Annotated in this window: 12 protein-coding genes and 1 pseudogene; 4 read left to right on the top strand and 9 right to left on the bottom strand. The window is 71.8% G+C overall.

The features are described from left to right. Window positions 1–680, top strand: a pseudogene (locus tag ABD883_RS09650) (hypothetical protein); the annotation flags it as partial. Window positions 681–979: 299 nt separating this feature from the next. On the opposite strand, the gene ABD883_RS09655 reads toward ABD883_RS09650, so the two are convergent. The 6 genes from ABD883_RS09655 to ABD883_RS09680 form a co-directional block, all read right to left on the bottom strand. Then, a complete protein-coding gene (locus ABD883_RS09655; protein ID WP_137320233.1) occupies window positions 980–1,408 on the bottom strand; it encodes a magnetosome magnetite crystal formation protein family in 429 nt (142 codons plus the stop codon). Between the two features lie 190 nt (window positions 1,409–1,598). Then, window positions 1,599–4,097 (bottom strand): NAD-dependent DNA ligase LigA, encoded by a 2,499-nt coding sequence (gene ligA / locus ABD883_RS09660; protein WP_295690909.1) that lies wholly within the window; start codon window positions 4,095–4,097, stop codon window positions 1,599–1,601. A gap of 85 nt (window positions 4,098–4,182) precedes the next feature. Continuing rightward, window positions 4,183–5,307: a hypothetical protein gene (locus ABD883_RS09665; RefSeq protein ID WP_345031667.1), complete on the bottom strand. Its 1,125-nt coding sequence runs from the start codon at window positions 5,305–5,307 to the stop codon at window positions 4,183–4,185. After that, window positions 5,304–7,283, bottom strand: a complete 1,980-nt coding sequence (locus ABD883_RS09670) for a prolyl oligopeptidase family serine peptidase (RefSeq protein ID WP_345031669.1) — start codon at window positions 7,281–7,283, stop codon at window positions 5,304–5,306. Before ABD883_RS09670 ends, ABD883_RS09665 begins: the two co-directional genes overlap by 4 nt. Window positions 7,284–7,466: 183 nt before the next feature. Further along, a complete protein-coding gene (mnmA, locus tag ABD883_RS09675; protein ID WP_345031671.1) occupies window positions 7,467–8,720 on the bottom strand; it encodes a tRNA 2-thiouridine(34) synthase MnmA in 1,254 nt (417 codons plus the stop codon). After that, complete coding sequence (locus ABD883_RS09680) at window positions 8,717–9,958, bottom strand: cysteine desulfurase family protein (protein WP_345031673.1); 1,242 nt, start codon at window positions 9,956–9,958, stop codon at window positions 8,717–8,719. The genes mnmA and ABD883_RS09680 overlap by 4 nt, the downstream gene beginning before the upstream one ends. A gap of 82 nt (window positions 9,959–10,040) precedes the next feature. On the opposite strand from ABD883_RS09680, the gene ABD883_RS09685 reads away from it, so the two are divergent. Then, on the top strand, window positions 10,041–11,429 hold the full coding sequence (locus ABD883_RS09685) for an MFS transporter (RefSeq protein WP_345031675.1): 1,389 nt from the start codon (window positions 10,041–10,043) through the stop codon (window positions 11,427–11,429). Here the strand turns inward: ABD883_RS09685 and ABD883_RS09690 are convergent. Beyond that, window positions 11,423–12,334 carry a glutamate ABC transporter substrate-binding protein gene (locus tag ABD883_RS09690; protein WP_137320239.1) on the bottom strand — a complete coding sequence of 304 codons (912 nt, stop codon included), beginning with the start codon at window positions 12,332–12,334 and terminating at the stop codon, window positions 11,423–11,425. The genes ABD883_RS09685 and ABD883_RS09690 overlap by 7 nt on opposite strands. Window positions 12,335–12,481: 147 nt before the next feature. Here ABD883_RS09690 and ABD883_RS09695 point away from each other — a divergent pair, with 147 nt between their 5' ends. Then, window positions 12,482–12,832, top strand: a complete 351-nt coding sequence (locus tag ABD883_RS09695; protein ID WP_345031677.1) for a hypothetical protein — start codon at window positions 12,482–12,484, stop codon at window positions 12,830–12,832. Between the two features lie 65 nt (window positions 12,833–12,897). Continuing rightward, window positions 12,898–13,287 (top strand): hypothetical protein, encoded by a 390-nt coding sequence (locus tag ABD883_RS09700; RefSeq protein WP_137320531.1) that lies wholly within the window; start codon window positions 12,898–12,900, stop codon window positions 13,285–13,287. Between the two features lie 48 nt (window positions 13,288–13,335). Here the strand turns inward: ABD883_RS09700 and ABD883_RS09705 are convergent, their stop codons facing one another. Beyond that, window positions 13,336–15,024 carry a DUF8094 domain-containing protein gene (locus tag ABD883_RS09705; RefSeq protein ID WP_137320241.1) on the bottom strand — a complete coding sequence of 563 codons (1,689 nt, stop codon included), beginning with the start codon at window positions 15,022–15,024 and terminating at the stop codon, window positions 13,336–13,338. Between the two features lie 8 nt (window positions 15,025–15,032). Then, window positions 15,033–15,986 carry a tetratricopeptide repeat protein gene (locus ABD883_RS09710; RefSeq protein WP_345031680.1) on the bottom strand — a complete coding sequence of 318 codons (954 nt, stop codon included), beginning with the start codon at window positions 15,984–15,986 and terminating at the stop codon, window positions 15,033–15,035. Window positions 15,987–15,997: the final 11 nt, after the last annotated feature.

Genomic DNA, 15,997 nt, shown 5'->3' on the forward strand with positions numbered 1-15,997 from the left:
GACAAACTCGCCATCGTCTACCGCGCAGCAGTCGTACTCAACGCGGCTATTGCGTGGCTACACCATTTATCGGACACGCCCTAACCGACCCCGACCCCGAAGACCCCGACCCCGACGAGCCCGATCCGCCGCCGAACGAACCCGACGACAACCCGGACACCCCGGGCACCCAACTGTCGGACGGCGACGACGACCTACGGAGTCCTCCCGATGGCGGACCGCCGCGTGACTTTGATGACGACGACCCGCCGGACACCCCGAACACCGGACCACCACACGGCCCCGGCAACGGGCCGCCCGATCAACCGCCCGGAGTATGCCCAGCTGCCAGTCCGCCGCACCAGGATCCGGATGACAGCACGCCGGGCAGTTCCGCCGCTGCCGTGGTCATCGATCCGTGGGCGTACTGGGAGAAGGTCCCGAAACCGGACCCCGACGCCTCCGACGCCTCCGACGCCTCCGAGACGGAGGATAACCGTCCGCACGCCACCGCGCCGCAACCCGACACGACGATCGACCGCGCGCCCGCGGCCAGCCGAGAGGACACGCGCCTCACGGACTCCGTTACGTTGTTCAGCGGCACGTCCGACGACAGGAGCACGGAGGAGACATCGACCGCATCTCCCGCCGACGACGGCGACTCCTGGTGGCACGCCGACGACGACCCGCCGCCCCTCTGAATCGACACGGGACGGCACCTCTCCCGCACCCCAGACCGATCCGACCCTGAGATGTGCAGATCCGCTGCTGCTCCAACCAGCAGAGGCTGCCGATCAGAAGGCTGCCGGTCAGAAGGCTTTCAATCTGGGGGGGGGGGCTGACGATCGACTGACGCCGCTGATCAACTGAGCCCGCTGATCAGCTGGAGGCGACCGATCACCGGAGGTCACCGGTCAACAGACACCACTCCTCAGCAGGGCGACTGGCGTTCAGCGGATGCCGGCGTTCAGTGGATCTGGCGTTCAGTGGATGCTCCCCGTCAGCGGGGGCTGCCGACCCAGGGCAGTGTTCCGGGCAGCCAGGCGACCGAGCCGTTCGCCGCCTTGACGGCGCAGACGATCGAGCCGATGACGTGATAGACACCGACGGCCATCCAGATCGCGATCGCGGTGGCGATGGGGAAGAACCCGCCGGTGTACGGCTCATCCGCCGTCACCACGTAGAGCACGATGAAGTGGATGGTGAAGAGCAGCGCCGTGTACGCGCCGAAGCTGATCGACCAGTTGAGGGCGTTCCGGGCGTTGTGCCGCGCGAGCATCGGCTTGTGCCTGCTCTTCGCGTGGACGATCGACGTCGCGATGATCCCGAAGATATTCCCCAGCAGGGCGAGCCCACACAGACTGATGAGCCCGAGCCACCTGCCCAGCGCCCCGGTCGGCTGCTGCACCGGGACGGGCCCACCGGGCATGGCAGCAGACCCTGCTTCCGGTGAGAGCTGGTGCCTGCCCCCGGGCTCGAGACCGGAGCTCCGGTGGAGCCCGAAGGCTTGCTCGGGACCAGAGCCCTGGTGGGGACCGGGGACATGCTGGGGGTTGTCGGGGTGGCGGGGATTGTGGGGGCCGTTCACAGTGCTCTCAGCTCATGACGTTCGAACCGGCTCAGCTGCCGGTTTCGGCATCCAGATCGGCGGCATCGCTGTCCTCGTCCGCGGTGTCGCCATCGCCGCTGGCCGGCCCCTCGGCGAGGAGCTTGGCGAATGCCGCCTCGTCGAGCACGGGCACACCGAGGGATTCCGCCTTCTCGAGCTTCGAGCCGGCGTTCTCCCCGGCGACCACGTAATCGGTCTTCTTCGACACGGAGCTCGCGGCCTTCCCGCCCGCACCGGTGATCGCCTCCTTGATCCCGTCGCGGGTGAAACCCTCGAGGCTCCCGGTCGCCACGATCGTCAGCCCCGCGAGCGTCTGCGGCACGTCGGAGTCCACGGGCTCCGGGTCGGCCATGACCACCCCATCGTCCTTCCACGTGTCGACGATCTCCCGGTGCCAGTCCACGCCGAACCACTCGACGACGCTCTCCGCGATCGTCGGACCCACACCCTCGACCTCGGCGAGCTCCTCCAACGAGGCACCGCGCAGCGCCTCCATCGTGCGGAAGCGCTCCGCGAGCGCCCGCGCCGCGGTCGGGCCGACGTGCCGGATCGAGAGCGCCACGAGCACGCGCCACAGTGGGCGCTCCTTCGCCGCAGCGATCTCCTCGAGCATCTTCACGGTGTTCGCCCGCGGCACCGAGGGCTTCTTGAGCTCGCCCGCCTTCTCCCCGCGGACGTACCGCTCCTCCTTGGTGTAGAAGTACTTGACGCGCTCGATCTCGCCGGTCGGCTCGCCCTTGACCCGCTTCTCCCGCTCGATCTCGACCTCGGCGAGGTCCTCGACGGTGAGATCGAACAGGTGTGCCTCGCTCGTCAGCGGAGGCACCTCCGGGGCGACCGGCTGCGTGAGCGCGAGCGCGGCCTCCTCCCCCAGCGCCTCGATGTCGAGAGCGGCCCGGGACGCGAGGTAGAACAGCCGGTTCGCGACCTGCGCCGGGCACGACCGGGAGTTCGGGCACCGGATGTCCTTGTCGCCCTCGCGCATCTCCCGCAGCGCGGTTCCGCAGGACGGGCACACCGCGGGCATGACGAACTCCCGCTCGTCCCCGGTGCGTGCCGCGACCACCGGGCCGAGCACCTCGGGGATGACGTCCCCGGCCTTCCGGATCGTCACCGTGTCGCCGATGAGCACGCCCTTGCGCTTGACTTCGTGCGCGTTGTGGAGGGTCGCCTTGCTCACCGTGGACCCCGCGACGGTCACCGGCTCCATCACCGCGAACGGGGTCACCCGTCCGGTCCGGCCGACCTGCACCTGGATGTCGAGCAGCCGGGTGGTGACCTCCTCCGGCGGGTACTTGTATGCGATCGCCCAGCGCGGGGCGCGCGAGGTGTATCCGAGCTCCTCCTGCGTCCCGATGTCGTCGACCTTGACGACCACTCCGTCGATCTCGTGGAGCACGTCGTGGCGGTGCTCGCCGTAGTGGTCGATGTACTCCTCGACCTCCGACTCGGCACCGAGCACCCGGTAGTACTCGCTGATCGGCAGACCCCAGGACCGCAGCTGCTCGTAGACCTCCGACTGTGCGGCGGGCTCCGGATGATCCGGCCCCGCCGGGGTCCAGGCGGCGATCCCATGGACGAGCATGTGGAGCGGGCGCGCAGCGGTGACCTGCGGATCCTTCTGGCGCAGCGAACCCGCCGCGGCATTGCGCGGGTTGGCGAAGGGCGCCTTCCCCGCCTCGACGAGCGCGGCGTTGAGCTCGGTGAATCGCTCGACGGGGAAGAACACCTCGCCGCGGATCTCGACCTCCGCCGGCGGGAACTCCGTGTCGAGCCGGGTCGGGATGTCGGCGATCGTCCGCACGTTCGCGGTGATGTCCTCGCCCGTGCGGCCGTCGCCGCGGGTCGCGGCCCGCACGAGCTCGCCGTCGCGGTAGAGGAGGTTGACCGCGAGGCCGTCGATCTTGAGCTCGCACAGGAACCGGGTGCCGGCCGGCACCGCCTTGTCCGTGCGCGCCCGCCAGGCCCGCAGCTCCTCGAGGGAGAACACGTTGTCGAGGCTGTACATGCGCGACAGGTGCTCGACCTCCGCGAAGGTCGAGGTGTCGACGGCGCCGCCGACGGTCTGCGTGGGCGAGGCGTCGTCGACGAGCTCGGGGAACCGCTCCTCGAGGTCCCGCAGGGCCACCATGAGCGCGTCGTACTCCGCGTCCGACACGGTCGGCGCATCGTGCTTGAAGTAGGCCTCGCGATGCGCCTCGATCGCGGCCGTGAGCTCCTGCGCGTACCGGGCACGGGCCGAGGCGTCGGTGAGGTCGACATCAGCAGAGCTGCTGTCCGAGGTGTCGTCGGAGGCGTCGCTGACCGAGGCATCGCTGACCGAGGCGTCGCTGACCGAGGCATCGCTGACCGAGGCGTCGCTGACCGAGGCGTCGCTGACCGAGGCGTCGCTGGTCGAGGCGCTGCTCACCGGAGTCTCATCCGCGGCCTTGGCCGCACCGTCCTGAGCCGCTGCCATCGGCTCCTCGGCGGTCGATTCGTCGCCCGCCGGCTTCGTCGAGCGTGTCATGCTGCCTCCCCGTCGTTCTGGTGTCTCGCGCCCGTCCGCCCCGGCCGAACCCACGCCGCCCGCACGCTCACCGCTCCGGTCCCGGTCACGACTCCTCCGCGAGCGCATCGGCGAGGCGCCGCGCGAGCGCGATGTTCCCGAGCGCGGTCCGCACCGAGGCGTCGGCCGGGAGCAGCGGCGGGAGCCGGACCGGCAGCTCCCACCCGGTGAGGATACCGAATCCGGACAGGCTCGCCCGGTTCATCCCGATGCGCTCCCAGGGTTCGGCGAGCGCATCCACCCAGCGGGTGACCTCGCTCGGCCGCTCACCGGCCCGCGCCGGCAGCCGCAGCCACACCTCGGTCCCGGCATCGACGGCCTCGGCGACCGCCTCCCAGCGACGCCCGTCGAACGACTCGAGAGATTCGAGCGGGATGCTCAGCGCCCCGACCTCGGCATCGGCGAGGAGCCGCCGGTGGGCAACGGCCTTGCCGCTGATCCGCACGTGGCCGAGCTCCGGCAGTCCGAGGATCGTGTCCGGCCCGGTCCGGCGGAGGAACGACGCGAGCGCCGCCGTGACCGACTGCTCGGCGAGCGCGGGCAGCGTGCGGAATCCGGAGACCGTGGGCACCGAACCGGTGAGGATCGCATCGAGCGACGGCTCCCACAGCCGCACCCGCGGCCGGGCGCCGAGCAGCCGCTCGCAGCGGTCGAGCTCCGCGGTGATGCCGGCGGCATAGTCCTGGACGACGTCGCGCACCGCTCCGCGATCGCCGAGCACCGGCGTGCCGCCCGGCAGGCTGAGCGCCCGGATCAGCGTCCACGGCCCGGGCAGCGTGAGCAGGGTGCGGCCGCCATAGCCCTCGCCGTATTCGCCCACGGCATCGAGGGTGCGGCCGAACCGCGACTCCTCGACGCGCTGGTCCCTCCCCTCGCCGCGGCTCAGCCGCCAGCCGTAGGAGCCGAGGTCGACCGGCAGCTCCGCGAGCAGCCGCACCGCCGCACCCGTCCCGTCGACGGCCCAGCGGCTCCCGCCCTGGGCCGGGGCACCGGTGAGCGGGATCGCCGGGTAGCCGGCGGCGAGATCGTCGAACGACGCCGAGGCACCCTGCCGCGGGTCCTCCCCCGGCCACACCCCGGTGGTCGAGAAAGCACGCTGGGGCGCGGTCGCCGTCGTCCGTTCGCCGCCGATCACCGGCTGTCCGCCGCCGGACGTGGGATCCCCGCTCATCGGCCGCGCCCGCGCAGGTGGACCCGGCGGATGCCCGGGGTGTCGAAGCCCATGATGCGGCCGTAGAAGCCGAGCTCGGTCTCGAGGGAGTCGATGAGGTTCTCGGGCCGCACGAAGCCGTGCGATTCGCGTGGGTAGACCTTCGCGACGAAGGGCAGGTCGAGTCGTTCGAGTGCCGCGACGAGCCGGCGCGTCTGGCTCTGCGGAACCACGGTGTCGAGTGCGCCGTGGAACACCGCCACCGGGGCGGACAGCGCGTCGAGCCGGTTGAGCGGGGCGCGCTCCTCGTAGATCTCCGCAGATTCCGGCAGCGGGCCGACGAGCGTGCCGATGTAGTGCGATTCGAAATCGTGGGTCTCGGTGACGAACCGGGTGAGCTCCGCGACCCCGTAGTAGGAGGCCCCGCAGGCGAAATCGGTGGTCGTGGTCAGCGCGTTGAGCACGGTCCACCCGCCGGCGGAGCCGCCGCTGATCGCCAGTCGGTCCGGGTCCGCCTCCCCGGCGGCGGCGAGTCCGCGGAGCACGGTGACGGTGTCCTGCACGTCGACGATCCCCCACTGTCCGCGCAGCCGGTTGCGGTAGGCCCGCCCGTAGCCGGTCGAGCCGCCGTAGTTGACGTCGACGACGCCGATCCCGCGCGAGGTGAAGAAGGCGTGGTGCGCCGACACCATCGGCACCGCCTGCCCGGTGGGCCCGCCGTGGACGAACGCGACATAGGGCGGCACCTCACCGGCGGGTCCGGAGAACCCCGGGCTGCGCGGCGGGTACACGACGGCGGGGACGCCGTCGAACTCCCGCAGCTCCGCGGTGGGATAGTGGTCGGCGTGCGCGAGGCGCGCGTTCGACAGTGCCACCGGCGACAGCTCGCCGCTCGCGAGCTCGAAGGTGTAGAGACCGCTCACCCGGTGCGCACTGCCCCCGACGAGCAGGGCTGCGCCCTCGCGATAGTCCTGGATCGAGAAGCTCGTCAGCCCGCAGTCGATGATCCGGTGCTCGCCGGTGCGGACATCGGACCAGACGAGGGAGGAGGTGCCGTACCGGCTCTCGGCGATGATCCGATTGCCGTGCTCCACCGGCAGGTGCCAGCGGTCGCCGAGCGACCACAGCGGGCCGCCGATCTCCCCATCGGTGCTCAGCAGGGGGACCTCCTCGGCCGGTCGGGCCCCGGCCTCGCCCCGGCAGCGGGCGAGAAAGGTCGGCACGTCGAGCCGGTAGAGCTCCCACCAGCCGGTCCGGTCGGCGCTGACGACGAGCGTGCTGCTGCCGAGCCATTCCGGCTGCAGCACCGACTCCTCGGCACGTCCGAAGATCGCAACCGCGGGCCCGACCGGGCGCCCCTCGGAGAGCTCCTGGATGTACACCCGGGTCTCGTCCCAGGGCATGTGCGGGTGGTCCCAGCCGACGAACGACAGATGGCGGCCGTCCGGTGAGATCCGCGGCCAGGCGAGGAAGTGCGGCCCCTCGGCCAGGGTGACGAGCGCGCCGGCGTCGGGCCCGCCGGTCTCGATGGCCACGATGGAGCGGTGCACCTCGCCGGGGGCGCGGTGGCTCTCGCGGACTGCGAGGAGCCGGTCGCCGCTGAGCACGAGGTCGCCGTAGCGCACGGTCGACCGGGTCGCCGGGGTGAGCGGGACGGGACGGGCACCCGGGTCGGTGGTGTCGAGTGCGTGGACGCGCTGGCCGGTCGCGTTGACGAAGTAGAGCGTGCCCGAGGGTCCGTCGATCTCCCAGGCCCCGCCGCCGTACTCGTGGACGCGGCTGCGGGCGTTGTGGCCGCACGGGAGGACGAGCTCCCCGTCGCCGAACCGGCCGGTGCGGGACACGAAGATCCCGGTCCGCCCCTCCTCGTCGGAGATGCGCTGGGAGTACCAGATCGCGTCGCCGGCGAACCGGGCGCGCTGGATCGGCTCGGACCCTGCGGCCACGTGTGCGGCGGTGATCGGGGAATCCCAGGATCCGAACGGTGCGGTGCTCATGGCACCACAGTAGCGAGTGGGACAGCCGTCATGCCCCCGGGGCACTGCCGGGGGCCGGCCGGGGTCCGTCACCGGGGACCGCGGTGCAGAACAGGGGGGCCGCCGACCGCCGTCGGTCATGACGATCTGGACCTCGGCATCGGTGAGGGTGCGGCGTCCCCGGCAACCCGCCGGCGCGGGGCCTCAGACCGCCGCGGTGCTGCGGTGCGCGCGATCGATCGTCGACTGGCCGAGCACCCGGGTGCCGCGGTAGACGACCATGGTCTGCCCCGGGGCCACCCCGGACAGGGGGCGTTCGGTGACGACGTGCATGAGCCGGCCGGGCGGGCGGGAGCGGGGCACGGTGATGGCCGCGGGGTCGGAGGGTTCCCCTGCCCCCGTCACGGTGGCGGTCGCCTCCGCCTCGGCGTCCTCCGCCTCAGCGCTGTGCTCGCCGTCCCCCACCTCAGTGATGAGCTCACCGAGCCACATCCGGGCCGGCACCGGGTCGGCATGGGCTCGGATCTGCACCTCGCAGTCGATCGCCTGGGACTCCGCGTAGCCGACGTCCGCCGGGGGCGCGCCGCACCACGAGGTGCGGATCCCGTCGAGGCGGTCGACGGACAGCTCCCTGCGCGGACCGACCGTCACGGTATTCTCCCGCGAGTCGAGGTCGACGACGTAGCGCGGCTTCCCGTCCGCCGCCGGCCGCTCGATCCGAAGGCCCTTGCGCTGCCCGATCGTGTAGGTCATCGCGCCCTCGTGCTCGCCGAGCACGGCCCCCTCGGTGTCCTTGATGAGGCCGGGGCGCATGGGGATCTTGTCGGATAGCCACGCCTTCGTGTCCCCGTCGGGGATGAAGCAGATGTCGTAGGAGTCGGGCTTGTCCGCCACCGGGAAGCCGCGTTCGCGGGCCTCGGCGCGGACCTCAGCCTTCGCCGTCGCCGCGCCGATCGGGAAGAAGCAGTGGCGCAGCTGCTCGGCGGTGAGCACGCCGAGCACATAGGACTGGTCCTTGTTGAGATCGAGGCCGCGGTGGAGCTCGGGGGTGCCATCGGCCCCCTCGATGATCTCCGCGTAGTGGCCCGTGGCGACCGCGTCGAAGCCGAGCGCGAGCGCCCGGTCGAGGAGGGCGGCGAACTTGATCTTCTCGTTGCAGCGCATGCACGGGTTCGGGGTGCGGCCCTGCGAGTACTCGGCGATGAAGTCGTCGACGACGTCCTCCTTGAACCGCTCGGAGAAGTCCCACACGTAGAACGGGATGCCGAGCAGGCCCGCCACCCGGTGGGCGTCGCGGGAGTCCTCGATCGTGCAGCACCCGCGCGAGCCGGTGCGCAGGGTGCCCGGCATCCGGGAGAGCGCGAGGTGCACGCCGACGACCTCGTGCCCGGCGTCGACCGCGCGGGCGGCGGCGACGGCCGAGTCGACGCCTCCTGACATCGCGGCGAGGATCCTCATGCCGGGGCCCCCGATGCCATCCCGGCCCGGCGGGCGCGCACGACGATCTCCGGCAGCGCGGCGAGGAGGCGATCGACGTCGGCCTCGCTCGTCTCCGGGCCGAGTGTGAAGCGCTGGCAGGCGCGCGCGGTCGGCTCGTCGCGCCCGCAGGCGAGCAGCACTTCCGAGGGCCGCGACACCCCGGCCGAGCAGGCCGAGCCCGCCGAGGTCGCGAAGCCGGCAGCGTCGAAGCCGAAGATCAGGGTGTCGCCCTCGCACCCGGGGAACACGAAGTGGACGTTGTTCGGCAGCCGGCCCGCGCCGGGCGGGCCGGACAGCTCGGCCTCGGGCACCGCCGCGGTGATCCCGTCGATGAGCCGGTCGCGGAGCGCGGCCATGTGCCCCGCCCGGGCCGGCAGGTCCGCGGTCGCGGAGGTCGCGGCGGCGGCGAAGGCGACGGCCCCGGCCACGTCGAGGGTCCCTGAGCGCACGGAGCGCTCCTGCCCGCCGCCGTGGAGCACCGGCTCCGGTGCCAGGTCGCGGCCGAGCACGAGCGCGCCGATGCCCACCGGGCCGCCGATCTTGTGAGCGGTCACCGTCATCGCGTCGACGCCGACTGCGGCGAAGTCGAGCGGGAGCTGGCCGAATGCCTGCACCGCGTCGGTGTGCACTGGCACCCGGTGAGCGCGGGCGAGCGCGGCGACCTCCGCGATCGGCTGCACCGTGCCGATCTCGTTGTTCGCCGCCATCACCGACACGAGCGCGGTCCGATCCGGATCCGCCGTGAGCGCCGCCTCGTACGCCGCGAGGTCGAGGCGGCCGTCGGCATCGACGGGGATCCGCACGACCTCGGCACCGAGCCCGGTGAGCCAGTCGGCAGCCTCGGACACGGCGGGGTGCTCGATCGCGGAGATGAGGATGCGGGGGCGCGGTGGCGAGGAGTGTTCGCCGCCGCTGGGCTCCTCGCCCGAGGAGGCGTCACCCGCGCTGCCGACATCGGCGTTGCGCAGCCTCCACAGCCCCTTGATCGCGAGGTTGTCCGCCTCCGTGCCGCCGGAGGTGAGGACGACCTCGGCCGGGGTGCTCGCGCCGACGGCCCGTGCGATGTCCTCACGGGCCTGCTCGATCCTCATCCGGGCGGCCTGGCCCTCCGCGTGGAGGGACGAGGGGTTGGCTGCGCGCCGGAGCTCCGCGGTGTACGCGTCGAGCACGTCCGGCGGCATCGGCGAGGTGGCGGCATGGTCGAAGTAGGTGCGCATCGTGGGCGATTCTACGCGGCGTCCCGTCCACCAGGCGACCCCGCCGAACGCCGCGGCCGGGCCTCGTCCTACCATTCCTCTCATGACTTCCACCCCTGCGAGGACCGCCGAGGCCGCTCCGCGCTCGGCCGTCCGGCGCGTCGCGCTGGCCTCGGGCATCGGCAACGCGATCGAGCTGTACGACTTCATCATCTACGGCCTCGCCTCGGCGATCGTGTTCAACCAGGTCTTCTTCGTCACCGAGGACCCGCTCGTCGGCACCCTCATCGCCTTCCTCACCATGGGCGCCGGCTTCCTGTCACGGCCGCTCGGCGGGCTCGTATTCGGCCACTTCGGCGACCGCCTCGGGCGCAAGTCGATGCTCGTCATCACCCTCACCGCGACCGGCGTGTGCACCTTCCTCATCGGCCTCGTGCCGGCGACGGCCGAGATCGGTCTCGCCGCGCCGTTCATCGTGCTCGCGCTCCGCCTGCTCCAGGGCTTCTTCATGGGCGGGGAGCAGGGCGGCGCCTTCGTCATGGTGACCGAGCACGCCCCGGCCGGCACGAAGTCGTTCTACGGCGGCTGGGCGACCGGCGGCTCCCCGCTCGGCTCGATCCTCGGCACGCTGTCCTTCACGCTCGCGGCCTCGGCCACGGGGGATGCGTTCCTCGACTGGGGCTGGCGGCTGCCGTTCTTCGCCTCCGCCGTCCTCGTGCTCGTCGGTCTCTACATCCGGCTGCGCCTCGACGAGTCGCCCGAGTTCACCGCGCTCGAGCGCACCGACTCGACGGCGGCCGCGCCCCTCGTCGAGGTGGTGGGCACCGCCGGCATGTTCGTGCTCGCCGGGATCCTCCTCAACATGGGCTTCAACCTCACGATCTTCATCATCAACACCTTCTCCATGGCATTCGGCACGGAGGCGCTCGGGATGGAGCGCTCGACGATCCTCACCGCCGGGCTCATCGGCTCCGCGGTCCACCTCGTCACCTGCCTCACCGCCGCCTATCTGGGTGACCGGCTGGGGATGACGCGGGTGATGGGGATCGGGACCGTGCTCCTCATCGCCTGGGCGTTCCCGTTCTTCTGGTTCTTCTCCTCGGCCACCGCGACGGGTGCCACGATCGCGATCGTCGGCGGCTACGCGTTCGCCGGCATCGTGTGGGGACCCATGGCGTACTGGTTCACCGCACTGTTCGCCCCGCGCTTCCGCTACTCGGGCGTGTCCGTGTCGTTCCAGGTCGGAGCGGTGCTCGGCGGCGGCCTGTCCCCCTCGGTGTCGACCTGGCTGCTCCAGATCTCCGACGGCGCGACCTGGCCGATCTCGGTCTACCTCGTCATCGGCGGCCTGCTCGCCCTCATCGGCCTGACGATGGGCCGGACCCGCATCGCACAGATGCAGCGGCCCGCCGTCGGGCAGGCTGCCGGGCAGCCCCCGGCCCTGCAGTCCTCAGCCCAGCAGCCCTCGGCTCACCGGCCTTCGGCTCAGTAGTCCTCGGTCGCCGGCTGCTCGACACCGCTGCTGTCGCCGAGCGTCGACTCGAAGGCCTCGACCCAGGTGCCGTCCTCGCGCGCCTGCTCGAGGATCTCGTTGATCGCGGTCCGCAGCTCCTGCTCGTCCTTGGGCATGCCGATGCCGTAGGGCTCCTCGGAGAAGGGTTCGCCGACGACCCGCATCTCGTCCCCGTACTGTGCGGCGTACCCGCGCAGGATCGAGTCGTCGGTGGTGACGGCGTCGACGTTGCCGGCCTGCAGGTCGTTGATGCACTTGGGGTAGGCGTCGTAGGTCACGAGGTCGGCCTCGGGGTAGTCGGTCTCGATCCGCATCGCGGTGGTCGAGGCGTCCGCGGAGCACACCGTGGTCCCGGCGAGGTCGTCGGGACCGTTGATCTCCGAATCCGAGAGGACGAGCAGGTCCTGGCCCGCCATGTAGTAGGGGCCGGCGAAGTCGATGACCTGCTTGCGCTCGTCGTTGATCGTGTAGCTCGCGACGACGAGGTCGACGGTGCGCTGCTGGAGGAACGGCTCGCGGTTGGGCGTGACGGTCTCGATGAACTCGATGTCCTCGGGAGCGAATCCGATCCCCGCGGCGACGAGCTTCGCGATCTCGACGTCGAAGCCCTCGGGCAGCTCGGAGCCGACCTCGACGTTGGCGAGCCCCGGCTGGTCGTACTTGACGCCGATCCGGATCGTCCCGCGGTCGCTCGCGGCCTTCCAGGTCTCGGACTCCTCGAGGGAGAAGTCGTCGGCGACGGTGTACTCCGGGGTGTCGCCGCCGGCCGCGCCGCCCTCTCCGGATCCTTCACCGCCGGGAGTGCCGGACTGCCCGCAGCCCGCGAGCGCGAGTGCGAGTGCTCCCGTCGCCGCCAGCGCTGTGATCCACCGTGTGCGCGTCATCGCCATCTCCCGTGCCCCTTGTCCCCGAGTCTGCACCGCACGTGCGGCCCTGCAGTGATTGTGACATCGACCACACCTGCCTCCGGGGACCTGGTGGCGATCGTTGCCCCTTCGTGATCCGCTGCGCGCCCTCGGTAGACTGGTCCGGTGCTCACTGCCCTGACCTATCTGCTCTTCGCGTACTCTGCGGTCCTCACCGTGTGGGCGCTCGTCCTCACGATCCGGAACACCGCTGCGGGCGAGGGGCTGCTCGGCGCGACCGGCGGCCTGCTCGTGCTCCTCATCGTGCAGCTCGTCGTGTCGATCGCGCTGTGGGGCCGGGCCGACGGCACCGATCCGCTGCTCTTCTTCGGCTACCTCTTCACCGCGCTGCTGCTCGTCCCGCTCGCCGGGTTCTGGGCGTTCGCGGAGCTCAGCCGCTGGGGGCCGGCCGTGGTCGCCGCCGCGGCGGTCACCGTGTTCGTCATGATCGAGAGGATGGACCAGATTTGGCTCTGAGGACGCGCCGCTCCGCACCCGGCACCACCGGCACGGCCACCGGTGGGCGGCCGGGCTGGTCGGCCATGCACTCCGGTCCCGGCCGGGCGCTCACCGCCGTCTACGGCGTGTTCGCCCTCGCCGCGTCCGCGCGCGCCGGGTACCAGATCATCCGCGAGTTCGACGAGGCGCCGACCGCCTACACGCTGTCGGCCGTCGCTGCGGTCGTCTACATCATCGCCACGGTGTGCCTGGTCATCGGCAACCGCACCACCCACCGGATCGCGATCGCGTCCTGCCTCATCGAGCTTCTCGGAGTGCTCGTCGTCGGTGTGCTGAGCTTCACCCATCCCGAGGTGTTCCGGGCCCCCAGCGTGTGGTCCGGGTTCGGGATCGGGTACGGATTCATCCCGCTCGTGCTCCCGGTCGTCGGCCTGTGGTGGCTGGCACGCGTCGACCGCCGGGTGCGCGGCTGAGACCGTCCGGCCGCGGATGGCCCGGTCCCCGCGGCGGCGCAGCCCCGCTCAGTCCTCGGAGGTCTGCGAGGACAGGAGGAACCAGTCGGAGCCGTACACGGTGTTCTCCGCGCCGGCGCTCGTGAGCAGGTAGGGCAGGGAGGCGTCGATCTGCACGGTGTTGCCGCCGCCGTCGTTCGTCATCACGGCTTCGACGGCAGTGCCCATGTCGATCGAGAAGTCCCCGGGCACCGAGAGCGTGATCGTGCACTGCACCTCGCCGAAGGACACTGCACCGGCCTCCGTCTCGAGCGCGTAGGTGCTCAGCGGCACCTCGGTGTACGGCTCGCATGTCACCCCGACGTCCTCGAAGGCGTTGTCGCCCTCGGAGAACTGGTCGACGTACTCGCGGAAGCTCGAGAAGGTGTCGGTCGGGTAGGCGAACTCGACCGGGCTCTCCGGCAGCGTCCCGGTCTCGAGGAACCCGTCGAGCTGCGCGGCGGCGGCCGCCGCCACGTCCTGGTGCGCATCGGGTGCGAGGGGCACCGCGCCGTCGCCGCCGGCGAGCAGGGTGGGCACGGCTTCGCGCGGGACGAACAGCGACTGGGCGGCCTTCCAGTCCTCGGCGGCGGACTCGCGGGTGACGAGCATCGCCTGCACGGACTCGCCCTCCCCCGGGTCGCCGAACCCGATGAACCACATCGGGTACTCGTCGAACATCGGCCCGCCGGCGACGACCTCGGTGAAGGCCACTGCTGACAGCGTCTGCTCCTCGGCGCGGGCGATGAGCACCTCGGCGCGGGTGCGCCCGAGCAGCGGCCCGGTCTGGATGCCGTCGAGCTCCTCCTGGTCCCCGGCGAGGGTCGCGTCGAGCGCCTCGGTGTAGTCCGTCATGAAGGTCCCGGCATCGCCCGGGCGCAGCGCCGGCCGCTCGTACGGGGTGAGCTCCGGCTCGGCGGGTTGGGCGATCGGCAGGGGCAGCTGGGAGCAGCCGGACAGCACCAGGGCCATCGCCGAGGCGCCGGCCGCGGTGCCGCCGAGTCGTCCGGACCCTTTGCCGGGCCGCCGGGCAGGTGCCGGGCGGTCGCCACTGCCCTTGCCTGTGCCCCGGCCATCGCCTGTGCCCTTGCGCTTGGGGAGCTTGGGCGGCGGGCGCAGCCGGGTGTTCCACCAGCGGAGCAGGAAGAACACCGCGAGTCCGAACGCGAGCACTGCGACTGCGAAGCCGAGCAGGCTGAAGCCGAACACTCCCTCGACGTCCATGCTCAGCCTCACCGTGGTGCCGTCGAGGGTGGCGTCCGGGTCCGCCGGTGCGATGACGACCATCTGCGGTGCGGCATCGAGGTCGAAGCGATGGGACACGGCGGTGCCGGTGTCGCTCGCCAGCCACCAATCGCGCGTCGCGGCAGGCGTCACCGGCTGCGGCTCCCCGGGGACGGACCGGTGGCTCAGCACACCCGGGAACTCGACGCCGGTGATCGTCTCGTGGGCGACCCCGGTGAGGTAGTTCTCGGTGTCGACGCCGCTCGCGGTGCCGATGAACAGCTCGGTGTCGCTCTCGGCGGTGATCGCCGCCGTGGACCCCTCGTAGGGCACCTGCTGCTCGTCGAGCACGACGGCGTAGGTCCCGTCGGCGACGGTGAAGGGTTCGGTCTCGGTGACGTCGTCGGTGCCGGTGACCGCGACCGCGGAGACCGCGAGCGCGGTCACCGCGAGTCCGATCACCGCGCACACGGCGGCCAGGATGAGGCGCAGCATCCGGTCCTCTAGAACAGGGACCGCATGAGGCGGGCGCGGGCCTTGACGACGCGCGGATCGGTGCCGCCGACGACCTCGAACAGCTCGAGCAGACGGACCCGCACGGTCTCCTTCTCCTCCCCCGCGCTCGTCGTGAAGACGGTGAGGAGGCGGGAGAACGCGTCGTCGACGTGCCCGCCGGCGAGGTCGAGGTCGGCGCAGTCGAGCGCGGCGGGCACCGAGCGCGGGTCGGCGGCCGCGGCCTCCCGCACGGCCTGGGGGTCGAGGTCGCGGGTGCGCTGGAGGAGGCCGACCCGGGCGAGCCCGACCTTCGCGTCCTCGTCGGCGGGTGCCTCCGCGAGGGCCTTCCGGTAGACCTCGGCGGCGGTGTCGAGGTCGCCGGCCTCGAGCGCGGCGAGCGCCTCCGGGTGGGCGGGTTCGGGTTCGGCCGCGGTCTGGCCGCGCGGCACCGCGATCTTCGTCATCCCGGCCTGTGCGGCGGCCTGGAGGAGCTGGTCGAAGACCTGGCGCACCTGGGGCTCGGGCTGCGCGCCCTGGAACAGCGGAACCGGCTGGCCCTGGACGATCGCGACGACGGTCGGAATCGACTGCACCTGGAACATCTGCTGGATGCGCGGGTTCGCGTCGACATCGACCTTGGCGAGCACCACCCGGCCGCCGAGGTCGGCCACCACTCGGTCGAGGACCGGGGAGAGCTGCTTGCACGGCCCGCACCAGTCGGCCCACAGGTCGATGACGACGGGGACGTCGGAGGAGAGCTGCACGACGTCGTTGAAGGTCTCCTCGGTGACGTCGAAGACGAGGGCGGGGACCTCGACGGCGTTGTCCGGCAGGGCACCGCCGGCCGCGTCACCGGTCGTCGGGGCGGTGGCGCCGTGCTGGGTGCGCACAGCGGAGAGATCGAGCCCCTGCTGCGGCTGGGCAGGAGACTGGGGGTCCGGGTGCTGGGGCGGCTGCGTCACGGGATGTCCTT

Origin of the sequence: Brevibacterium pityocampae (genome assembly GCF_039541555.1) — a bacterium.
In the GTDB taxonomy this organism is placed as follows: Bacteria; Actinomycetota; Actinomycetes; order Actinomycetales; family Brevibacteriaceae; genus Brevibacterium; species Brevibacterium pityocampae.

Excerpts from the sequence above, each read along its gene's own strand:
- mnmA (WP_345031671.1), bottom strand. The coding sequence starts at position 8,720 with ATGAGGATCCTCGCCGCGATGTCAGGAGGCGTCGACTCGGCCGTCGCC.
- ligA (WP_295690909.1), bottom strand. The coding sequence starts at position 4,097 with ATGACACGCTCGACGAAGCCGGCGGGCGACGAATCGACCGCCGAGGAG.
- ABD883_RS09690 (WP_137320239.1), bottom strand. The coding sequence starts at position 12,334 with ATGACGCGCACACGGTGGATCACAGCGCTGGCGGCGACGGGAGCACTC.
- ABD883_RS09685 (WP_345031675.1), top strand. The coding sequence starts at position 10,041 with ATGACTTCCACCCCTGCGAGGACCGCCGAGGCCGCTCCGCGCTCGGCC.
- ABD883_RS09680 (WP_345031673.1), bottom strand. The coding sequence starts at position 9,958 with ATGCGCACCTACTTCGACCATGCCGCCACCTCGCCGATGCCGCCGGAC.
- ABD883_RS09670 (WP_345031669.1), bottom strand. The coding sequence starts at position 7,283 with ATGAGCACCGCACCGTTCGGATCCTGGGATTCCCCGATCACCGCCGCA.
- ABD883_RS09705 (WP_137320241.1), bottom strand. The coding sequence starts at position 15,024 with ATGCTGCGCCTCATCCTGGCCGCCGTGTGCGCGGTGATCGGACTCGCG.
- ABD883_RS09655 (WP_137320233.1), bottom strand. The coding sequence starts at position 1,408 with ATGCCCGGTGGGCCCGTCCCGGTGCAGCAGCCGACCGGGGCGCTGGGC.
- ABD883_RS09665 (WP_345031667.1), bottom strand. The coding sequence starts at position 5,307 with ATGAGCGGGGATCCCACGTCCGGCGGCGGACAGCCGGTGATCGGCGGC.
- ABD883_RS09700 (WP_137320531.1), top strand. The coding sequence starts at position 12,898 with ATGCACTCCGGTCCCGGCCGGGCGCTCACCGCCGTCTACGGCGTGTTC.